The organism is Sandarakinorhabdus oryzae, from assembly GCF_009733735.1.
Classification (GTDB): Bacteria; Pseudomonadota; Alphaproteobacteria; order Sphingomonadales; family Sphingomonadaceae; genus Sandarakinorhabdus; species Sandarakinorhabdus oryzae.
Genome location: NZ_WNJP01000131.1, coordinates 1 through 7,942, shown reverse-complemented (window position 1 = coordinate 7,942; position 7,942 = coordinate 1). Strand labels below are relative to the sequence as shown.

At 68.2% G+C, this 7,942-nt stretch carries 10 protein-coding genes and 1 tRNA gene; 9 read left to right on the top strand and 2 right to left on the bottom strand.

Going from position 1 to position 7,942, the window contains the following annotated elements:
- The 6 genes from GJ693_RS11915 to GJ693_RS11890 all read left to right on the top strand — a co-directional run.
- Window positions 1-405, top strand: a 405-nt coding sequence (locus GJ693_RS11915; RefSeq protein ID WP_197042153.1) for an orotidine 5'-phosphate decarboxylase / HUMPS family protein, incomplete at its 5' end; no start/stop codon positions are given.
- Window positions 402-1,034: a phosphoribosylanthranilate isomerase gene (locus GJ693_RS11910; RefSeq protein ID WP_156256516.1), complete on the top strand. Its 633-nt coding sequence runs from the start codon at window positions 402-404 to the stop codon at window positions 1,032-1,034. The genes GJ693_RS11915 and GJ693_RS11910, both read left to right, overlap by 4 nt.
- On the top strand, window positions 1,031-2,245 hold the full coding sequence (trpB, locus tag GJ693_RS11905; RefSeq protein ID WP_156256515.1) for a tryptophan synthase subunit beta: 1,215 nt from the start codon (window positions 1,031-1,033) through the stop codon (window positions 2,243-2,245). Before GJ693_RS11910 ends, trpB begins: the two co-directional genes overlap by 4 nt.
- Window positions 2,242-3,102 (top strand): tryptophan synthase subunit alpha, encoded by an 861-nt coding sequence (trpA, locus tag GJ693_RS11900; RefSeq protein WP_156256514.1) that lies wholly within the window; start codon window positions 2,242-2,244, stop codon window positions 3,100-3,102. The genes trpB and trpA overlap by 4 nt, the downstream gene beginning before the upstream one ends.
- On the top strand, window positions 3,099-3,965 hold the full coding sequence (gene accD / locus GJ693_RS11895) for an acetyl-CoA carboxylase, carboxyltransferase subunit beta (RefSeq protein WP_156256513.1): 867 nt from the start codon (window positions 3,099-3,101) through the stop codon (window positions 3,963-3,965). The genes trpA and accD overlap by 4 nt, the downstream gene beginning before the upstream one ends.
- Window positions 3,962-5,314 carry a bifunctional folylpolyglutamate synthase/dihydrofolate synthase gene (locus tag GJ693_RS11890; RefSeq protein WP_156256512.1) on the top strand — a complete coding sequence of 451 codons (1,353 nt, stop codon included), beginning with the start codon at window positions 3,962-3,964 and terminating at the stop codon, window positions 5,312-5,314. Before accD ends, GJ693_RS11890 begins: the two co-directional genes overlap by 4 nt.
- 8 nt (window positions 5,315-5,322) lie before the next feature.
- Here GJ693_RS11890 and GJ693_RS11885 read toward each other — a convergent pair whose 3' ends face one another.
- The gene (locus GJ693_RS11885; RefSeq protein ID WP_156256511.1) at window positions 5,323-5,886 is read right to left on the bottom strand and encodes a helix-turn-helix domain-containing protein; all 564 of its coding nucleotides are present in this window, start codon (window positions 5,884-5,886) and stop codon (window positions 5,323-5,325) included.
- A gap of 92 nt (window positions 5,887-5,978) precedes the next feature.
- Here GJ693_RS11885 and GJ693_RS11880 point away from each other — a divergent pair, with 92 nt between their 5' ends.
- A complete protein-coding gene (locus GJ693_RS11880) occupies window positions 5,979-6,491 on the top strand; it encodes a DUF6456 domain-containing protein (protein ID WP_235902846.1) in 513 nt (170 codons plus the stop codon).
- Between the two features lie 6 nt (window positions 6,492-6,497).
- Window positions 6,498-7,052, top strand: a complete 555-nt coding sequence (locus tag GJ693_RS11875) for a superoxide dismutase family protein (protein ID WP_156256510.1) — start codon at window positions 6,498-6,500, stop codon at window positions 7,050-7,052.
- Window positions 7,053-7,057: 5 nt separating this feature from the next.
- Here the strand turns inward: GJ693_RS11875 and GJ693_RS11870 are convergent.
- Window positions 7,058-7,134: transfer RNA gene (locus tag GJ693_RS11870), tRNA-His, on the bottom strand.
- 163 nt (window positions 7,135-7,297) lie between these two features.
- Here GJ693_RS11870 and GJ693_RS11865 point away from each other — a divergent pair.
- Window positions 7,298-7,942 (top strand): Glu/Leu/Phe/Val dehydrogenase dimerization domain-containing protein (locus tag GJ693_RS11865; RefSeq protein ID WP_328598835.1); only part of this gene is annotated, 645 nt, incomplete at its 3' end.

The following is a 7,942-nucleotide window of genomic DNA, read 5'->3' as shown; positions in this document are numbered from 1 at the left end:
GGCCACGCCATGCTCGCCGCCGCCCGCGCCGCGGCACCGGCCAGCACGCGCGTCGTGGCCGTCACCGTCCTCACCAGCCTTGATGATGCCGATTTGCTGAGCGCTGGCGTCCCCGATGGTGCCGCCACCCAGGCGCTGCGGCTGGCGCGACTGGCGCGCGGGGCCGGGCTGGATGGCATTGTCTGCTCCCCGCACGAGGTCGCGGCGGTGAAGGGCGAATGGGATGGCGGCCTGTTCGTCGTGCCCGGCGTGCGCCCGGCCGGCAGCGACGTGGGTGACCAGAAGCGGGTGATGACGCCGGCCGAAGCGCTCAAGGCTGGGGCCGGCGTCCTCGTCATCGGCCGCCCGATCACCTCGGCCCCCGATCCGGCTGCCGCCGCCGCCGCCATCGCCGCCAGCCTGTGACGCCGTTCAAGATCTGCGGGCTTACGACGCCCGAAACGGTGGACGCCTCGATCGCGGTCGGGGCGGCGCACCTGGGTTTCAATTTCTTCCCGCCCAGCCCGCGCTTTATCGATCCAGCGGCCGCGGCGCCGTTGATTGCCCGCGTGCCGGCCGGCGTTGGCCGCGTGGCCGTGCTGGTCAACCCCGATGACGCGCTGGTGGCTGCGGTGATTGGGGCCGGCATCACCATCCTGCAACTGCATGATGCACCCTCGGAACGGATCGCCGCGCTGAAATCGCGCCACAATCTGCCGGTGTGGCTGGCCGCCGGGGTGAAGACCCGCGCCGATATCCAGTCGGCCGAAAAAGCCGCAGGCCCGGCCGACCTGTTGCTCCTCGATGCCAAAGCGCCTAACGACGCTCCGCTCCCCGGCGGCAACGGGCTGGCCTTTGATTGGCGCCTGCTCGTGGACTCTCGGCCGGGGCGGCGCTTTGGCCTGGCCGGCGGCCTTGGCATCGGTAATGTCGCCGAGGCCATCCGCCTGGTTCAGCCAGCGCTGGTGGACGTGGCATCAGGTGTCGAGGAACGAGCAGGGGTGAAATCGGTGGAGAAGATCATGGCCTTTGCCAACGCCGTGAGGGCAGCATGAACGCCGAGACTGGAAGCCTGCGCGCCGGCCCCGATGCGAACGGCCATTTCGGCCAGTTCGGCGGCCGCTATGTCGCCGAAACGCTGATGCCGCTGATCCTCGAACTGGAACAGGCCTACACCGCTGCCAAGGCTGATCCGGCCTTTCATGCCGAGCTCGATGACCTGCTCAAGCATTATGTTGGCCGGCCCAGCCCGCTCTACTTCGCCGAGCGGCTGACCGACGAGTTGGGCGGCGCGAAAATCTACCTGAAGCGCGACGAGCTGAATCACACCGGCGCGCACAAGATCAACAATTGCATCGGCCAGATCCTGCTTGCCCGCCGCATGGGCAAGACGCGCATCATCGCCGAAACCGGCGCCGGCCAGCATGGCGTCGCCACTGCCACCGTGGCGGCGCGCTTCGGCCTGCCGTGCACGATCTACATGGGCGCCCGCGATATTGAGCGCCAGGCCCCCAACGTGTTCCGCATGAAGCTGCTGGGCGCCGAGGTGAAGGCGGTCGAATCCGGCAGCAAGACCTTGAAAGACGCGATGAACGAGGCGCTGCGCGATTGGGTGACCAACGTGCACGACACCTTCTACATCATCGGCACCGCTGCCGGCCCGCATCCCTATCCGGAGTTGGTGCGCGATTTCCAGACGGTGATCGGCAAAGAGGCCCGCGCGCAAATCCTGGAGCGGGAAGGGCGCTTGCCCGATCTGCTGGTCGCGGCGATCGGCGGCGGCTCCAACGCCATCGGCCTGTTCCACCCCTTCCTTGATGATGACGGCGTGCGCATCGTCGGCATCGAAGCCTCGGGCAAGGGCCTCGACACGCACGAGCATGCCGCCAGCCTCGCCGGCGGCCGCGCCGGGGTGCTGCATGGCAACAAGACCATGCTGCTGCAGGACGAAGACGGCCAGATCACCGAGGCGCACAGCATTTCGGCCGGCCTCGATTATCCCGGCATCGGCCCCGAACACGCCTGGCTGCATGCCATCGGCCGCGTCGAATATCAGAGCGCGACCGATACGGAGGCGCTGGAAGGTTTCCAGCTGCTGTGCCGCACCGAAGGCATCATCCCGGCGCTGGAACCCAGCCACGCACTGGCCGCTGTCGCCCGCATCGCGCCGACCATGGGCAAGGACCAGATCATCATCGCCAACCTGTGCGGGCGTGGGGACAAGGATATCTTCACCGTTGCCGCCGCGTTGGGAGTGACGATGTGAGCGGCGATCGCCTCTCTGCCCGCTTTGCCGCCTGCGCCGCCGAAGGCCGCGCGGCGCTGGTGACCTTCGTGACAGCCGGCGATCCAGACCTGGAGACGTCGGCCGAGATCCTCGCCGCGCTGCCCGGTGCCGGTGCCGACGTGATCGAGATTGGCATGCCGTTCACCGATCCGATGGCCGATGGCCCGGCGATCCAGCGCGGCAATCTCCGGAGCCTGGGGGCCGGCACGACACTCAAAGCCGTGCTCGCCATGGTGAAGGCCTTTCGTCAGACCGACGATGCCACGCCGATCGTGCTGATGGGCTATTTCAACCCGATCCTCAGCTTTGGTCCGGAACGCTTTGCCATTGAAGCAAAAGCTGCCGGCATTGATGGCTGCATCGTCGTCGATCTGCCGCCCGAGGAAGCCGGTGAACTGGCGCCCGCACTTGCTGCCCATGGCCTGCACCTGGTGCGTCTGGCGACGCCGACCACCGATGCCCAGCGCCTGCCTGCCGTACTGTCGGGCGCGTCGGGCTTTCTCTACTATGTCGCCGTGGCCGGCGTCACTGGCGCCAACAGCGCGGCGGCCGCCGATATCGCCACGGCCGTTGCCCGCCTGAAGGCCTCCACCAGCCTGCCCATCGCGGTGGGTTTCGGTGTGCGCACGCCCGATCAGGCCGCGGCGATTGCCACCCACGCCGATGCGGTGGTGGTGGGCAGCGCCATTGTCGATGCCATCGGCGCCGCCGCCGAGGAACGCGCCAACGATATTCCCGCCCGCGTCGCCGCCCAGGTTGGCGCGCTGGCCCAGGCGGTGCGTACCGCGCGTTATGAATCAGCCGGCGTCGGCGCCGGACCGGAGAAAGCCGCATGAGCTGGATCACCCGCACTCGCCAACAATTGACCGGCTTCCTCGCCCGCCGCGACACGCCGGACAATCTGTGGACCAAGTGCAAGAATTGCGGCCAGATGGTCTACACCAAGGAATGGGAAGACAATGCCAGCGTCTGTCCGCGCTGCGACCATCATGATCGCATCGGGCCCAAGGCGCGCTTCACCCAGTTGTTCGACGGCGATTACAAGGTGCTGCCGGCCGCCAAGGTCGCGGAAGACCCGCTGAAGTTCAAGGATCAGAAGAAATACACCGATCGCCTGAAGCAGGCGCGCACCGCCACCGGCGAGCCTGAAGCCATGATGATCGCCGACGGCCAGATCATGGGCCAGCGGGCGATCGTGGGCGTGCAGGATTTCGCCTTCATGGGCGGTTCCATGGGCATGGGCGTGGGCGAGGCCTTCCTGGCCGGGGTCGATGCCGCGCTGGCTGCCAACGCGCCCTATATCGTCTTCACTGCGGCCGGCGGCGCCCGCATGCAGGAAGGCATCCTCAGCCTGATGCAGATGCCGCGCAGCACGGTGGGCATCCAGCAGCTGAACGAGGCCGGGCTGCCCTATATCGTCGTGCTCACTGATCCCACCACCGGCGGCGTGACCGCCAGCTATGCCATGCTGGGCGATATCCAGATTGCCGAGCCCAATGCGCTCATCGGTTTCGCCGGCCAGCGCGTCATCGAGCAGACCATCCGCGAGAAGCTGCCCGAAGGCTTCCAGCGCGCCGAATATCTGCTCGAACATGGCATGCTCGACATGGTGGTGCACCGCCGCGACCTGAAAGAGACGTTGGGCCGGCTGATCACCCTGTTGATGGCGCGCCGCCCAAGAGACACTGCTGCCGCATGAGCCTGCCGCCCGCCCCGACAGGCGCGCGCATGCCGCCGGCGCGGTCCGACAATCCGCGCCTCGATGCGCTGCTCAGGAAGGCGCACGATCTGCACCCGACCGAGATTGATCTCACCCTCGGCCGGCTCGAACGCCTGCTTGGCGCGCTGGGCAATCCGCACCATCGCCTGCCGCCGGTGTTCCATGTCGCCGGCACCAACGGCAAGGGCAGCACCTGCGCCATGCTGCGCGCCTGCCTGGAAGCCGAAGGCCGGCGCGTCCATGTCTATTCCAGCCCGCACCTCGTCCGTTTCAACGAGCGTATCCGCCTCGCCGGCCAGCTGATCGACGATGATGCGCTGATCGTGCTGCTGAACGACGTCATCGGCCGCAATGGCGAGGCGCCGATCACCTTCTTCGAACTCACCACGGCCGCCGCCTTCCTGGCCTTTGCCACGGTGGAGGCCGATGCCTGCATTATCGAGGTCGGCCTCGGCGGCCGCATGGACGCCACCAACATCATCCCGACTGCGCTGGTGAGCGGCATCGCGCAACTGGGCCTCGATCACACCCAGTGGCTCGGCCCGACCATCCTCGACATCGCCCGCGAAAAGGCCGGCATTGCACGCAAAGGCGTGCCGCTGGTCACCGGCCGCCACCCCGCCGCCGTGACAGCGCGCATCGCCGAAGTTGCCGGCCTTGCCGGCGCGCGCCTCTTGATCCGTGGCCAGGATTGGGATGCGGCGAGCTATGAGGGCCAGCTGCATTACCGCGACGAGGCCGGCAAGCTCGCGCTGCCGCTGCCGCGCCTGGCCGGAACGCACCAGCACGACAATGCCGCACTCGCCATCGCCATGCTGCGCGCCCAGACGGCGCTGCCGGTGAAGGACGCCGCCTATCGCGCCGGCATGGGCTGGGTGGAATGGCCGGCGCGCCTGCAGAAACTCGAAACCGGCCCGCTGCCGGCGCTGTTGCCGGCGGGCAGCAGCCTGTGGGTCGATGGCGGCCACAACCCGGCCGCCGGCCGCGCGCTCGCCGAAAGCATCCGCCCGCTACTGCAGCCAGGCCAGCGCTTGCTGCTGGTCACTGGCATGCTTGCTGCCAAGGATGCCGAAGGCTTCCTGAAGAGCTTTGCCGGCATGGCCAGCGCGCTTTATGCCGTGCCAGTGCCTGGCCACGCTGCCCATGATCCGGCAAAATTGGCCGCTGCCGCGTCCACCATGGGGCTGGCCGCTGTCACCGCGCCCGATCTGCCCAAGGCCCTGAAAGCCATCGCCCGCACCGGGGACAGCCCGCCGCTGGTGCTGGTCACCGGCTCACTGCACCTCGCGGGCCGCGCGCTGGAGCTGAATGGCAATCTGCCGGCCTAGTCCTGGCGTCAGGGCCGCCGCACCAGCAAAGTCACCATCGCCAGCCACGGCACGTCGGCCAGCACCTGCTGGCGCGCGCCTGGCGTGGTGGGGAGGAGCTGGATGCGGCTGCCTTCCACCGCGATCAGCCGGCCAAAGGCGAAGCGGCCGGCGGGGCGGGGGGCGAGCACGTCGCGGTTGATGGCGCGGGTGAATTGGCCCGGCGCCAGCCGCTGCGCCCACAATTCATCGCCGCTGCGATAATCGCCCTGCGCGGTTTCCACCAGCAGGCCCATCATGTCCCCCTGCGGCTGCGGCGGCACCAAAGTGCGCGGGCGTTCCGGCGCATCGGCGCCATTGCCGCCGATCAGTGCCGCCACCGGCACATCGGCCCGATCCGGCATGGTGACCAGGGTGGAGGCCGGCACGTCCATCGCCGCGGCAATACGCTCTAGCCAGTCGATGGACACGGTGCGCATGCCGGTTTCCAGTCGCCCGATGGTTTGCGGCGTCGTTGGCGGTACACAGGCCGCGGCAACATCGGCGAGCGTGAGACCGCGGGCTTTTCGAACATCACGAATGCGGGTGATCATCAGCAAATAACCTCTCTGGTTCCTTCTGTCCTACAATCGCGTTCCTGTGCAAGGTGTAATTCACCACCAACGTGCCAGAACGGAGAGAAGCCATGGCCCGTCACACCCCAGCTGCCGCCCCCGACATCGCCCCGCTCACCGAAAACCGCCTGCTCGCCACCCGCATCCTGCCGCCGCCCGATATCGTCGATCGCGCCCGGGTGACGGTGAACCTCGCCGAATCACCGCTGGCCTGGCTGGCGCGGCGCGGCCATGTCTCGCCGCTGCAATTGCTGGCCAGCGAACGGCTGCGCGCCGATTTCCATTTCGCCCAGTTGGGTCCGCGCGTCACCATGCGCTGGGATCCGCTGCCTGCCAGCGCACGCGGGCAGGGCGGTGCGCCCGATCTGTCGGGCGGGCAGATCGCGGCCAAGCGCCGTTTCGAAGCCGCGGTTGCGGCCTGCGGCCCCGGCCTGTCCGACATCGCCTGGCGGGTCATCTGCCAGGGGGAAGGGCTGGAGACGGCCGAACGCGCCCTGGGTTGGCCGGTCAGGGCGGGAAAACTGGTGCTGCAACTGGCGCTTGATCGCCTGGTCAGCCATTATGGGCTCTATCAGAAGGAGTGACCCCCCATGTCTGCTGCCCGCCGTCTTGCCCTCATCCTGCCTGTCCTTGCCCTCGCCGCCTGCGGACCCAAGACGGAGTCGCTGGGCAAGGTCGGCGGCGCGCCGCCGTCGCTGATCCTCGCCACCCGCCTGCTGACGCCCGATGGCAACAGCCTCGGCGAGGCTGAACTGCTGCAGATGGCCGGCGGCGTGCAGCTGATCGCCACAGTGAAGGGGCTCCCTGCGGGCCAATATGGCATGCATCTGCACGCCGTCGGCCGCTGTGTCGGCCCGGATTTCGCCAGTGCCGGCCCGCATTTCAACCCGATGACCAGGCAACATGGCCGCGACAATCCGATGGGCGCCCACATGGGCGATCTGCCCAACCTGGAGGTGAGCGACAAAGGGGTGGGCGAGGTCAACATCATGCTGACCGGCCTGCGCCTGGTCGATGGCGATGCGCCATTGCTCGATGCCGATGGCGCGGCAGTGGTGCTGCACGCCAAGCCCGACGATTATCGCACCGATCCGGCCGGCAACGCCGGCAGCCGCATTGCCTGCGGTGAGGTGAAACGGCAATAAGAAGGTGGGGCGACTGACGGGGCTTGAACCCGCGACCTCTGGTACCACAAACCAGCGCTCTAACCAGCTGAGCTACAGTCGCCACGATGATGGCATCGGGAGGCGCGGGATAGACGAGGGCGCGGCGGGAGGCAAGCCAGAAGTTCCGGCACCATCCCCGCCGGCAGTGCGCGAATGCGCGTTGCGCGATACGGAAACTTTATTACAATGACGCGCAACGAAATCCTGCCGTTGGAGTCGAACCGATGACCGCTGCCGCCCCCGCTGCCCGCCTTGAAACCGTGCAGCTGGCCGCCATTGATGCCGGCAGTGCACCCGGATTTGACGCGCATGAGCGGGTGGCGCTGGTGAAGGACGTGGCCACCGGCCTGCACGCCATTGTCGCCATTCATTCGACGCACCTCGGTCCGGCGGCCGGCGGCGTGCGCCGCTGGGTCTATGCCAATGAGGCCGCCGCGCTCACCGATGCGCTGCGCCTGTCGCGCGGCATGAGCTACAAGAACGCCATGGCGGGGCTGAAGGCCGGCGGCGGCAAGGCCGTGGTGCTCGCCGATGCGCCCAAGACCGAAGCGCTGCTGGAAGCCTTTGGCGACGTCGTCACCGCGCTCGGCGGTCGCTATGTCACCGCCGAGGATGTTGGTATGAGCGATCACGACATGGTCGTCGTCGCGCGCCGCACGGCCCATGTCGCTGGCCTGCCGGTCGGCCCTGGCGAAGTGGGTGGCAACCCCGGCCCGTTCACGGCGCGCGGCGCGCTGGTCGGCCTGAAGGCCGCCGTCCGCCACAAGCTGGGCACGGACAGTGTCAAGGGCCTGCATGTGGCCGTGCAGGGCGTTGGCAGCGTGGGCGGCGCGCTGGCCCGGGCGCTGGCAGCCGAAGGCGCGCGCCTC

What these genes read in the sequence shown, in the direction of transcription:
- trpB (WP_156256515.1), top strand. Translation starts at nt 1,031, where the DNA reads ATGAACGCCGAGACTGGAAGCCTGCGCGCCGGCCCCGATGCGAACGGC.
- accD (WP_156256513.1), top strand. Translation starts at nt 3,099, where the DNA reads ATGAGCTGGATCACCCGCACTCGCCAACAATTGACCGGCTTCCTCGCC.
- GJ693_RS11890 (WP_156256512.1), top strand. Translation starts at nt 3,962, where the DNA reads ATGAGCCTGCCGCCCGCCCCGACAGGCGCGCGCATGCCGCCGGCGCGG.
- GJ693_RS11885 (WP_156256511.1), bottom strand. Translation starts at nt 5,886, where the DNA reads ATGATCACCCGCATTCGTGATGTTCGAAAAGCCCGCGGTCTCACGCTC.
- GJ693_RS11880 (WP_235902846.1), top strand. Translation starts at nt 5,979, where the DNA reads ATGGCCCGTCACACCCCAGCTGCCGCCCCCGACATCGCCCCGCTCACC.
- GJ693_RS11875 (WP_156256510.1), top strand. Translation starts at nt 6,498, where the DNA reads ATGTCTGCTGCCCGCCGTCTTGCCCTCATCCTGCCTGTCCTTGCCCTC.